This is a genomic window from Pseudoxanthomonas kalamensis DSM 18571 (assembly GCF_010211745.1).
Classification (GTDB): domain Bacteria; phylum Pseudomonadota; class Gammaproteobacteria; order Xanthomonadales; family Xanthomonadaceae; genus Pseudoxanthomonas_A; species Pseudoxanthomonas_A kalamensis.
Genome location: NZ_PDWQ01000091.1, coordinates 1 through 588, shown reverse-complemented (window position 1 = coordinate 588; position 588 = coordinate 1). Strand labels below are relative to the sequence as shown.

Below are 588 nucleotides of genomic sequence, written 5' to 3'. Positions count from 1 at the left end.
TGTCGGGGCCGAGCCGACCGGTGTACGCGGCGCGCGCTTCGGCCTGCGTTTCCCCTTGGTCGCGACGGAGCGCAGGCAATGAGCGAGCTGGCTCCGGTGGTGTATCTCATCGACGACGATGCCTCGATGCGCGCCGCGCTGGAGGATCTGTTCGCCTCGGTCGGCTTGCAGGTTTACGCGTTCGGTTCCACCGATCAATTCCTCGCGCATCGGTTGCACGAGGCACCCGCCTGCCTGGTGCTCGACATCCGGATGCCGGGCCAGAGCGGGATGGAGTTCCATCGGCGCATGGTCGACTCCGGCTTCGCCCTGCCCACCATCTTCATTACCGGCCATGGCGATATCGCGATGCGCGTGGAGGCGATGAAGAACGGCGCGATCGAATTCCTGACCAAACCGTTCCGCGATCAGGCCTTGCTGGACGCGATTCAGGACGGCATCCGCCGCGACCGCGTGCGTCGCCAGAACGAGGCGGTCGCCGCAGAACTGCGTGCACGTTGGGAGTCGCTGAGTAGCGGCGAACAGGATGTCACGCGAGTGGTGGTGCAAGACCTGTTGAACAAGCAGATTGCCGCGCGCCTGCATCTG

1 protein-coding gene is annotated in these 588 nt (G+C 65.1%); it reads left to right on the top strand.

Translation table 11 applies throughout. The annotated features are described in order from the left end of the window. Positions 1–78 precede the first annotated feature (78 nt). A partial coding sequence (locus CSC70_RS14155; RefSeq protein WP_162457216.1) for a response regulator transcription factor occupies positions 79–588 on the top strand: 510 nt, incomplete at its 3' end.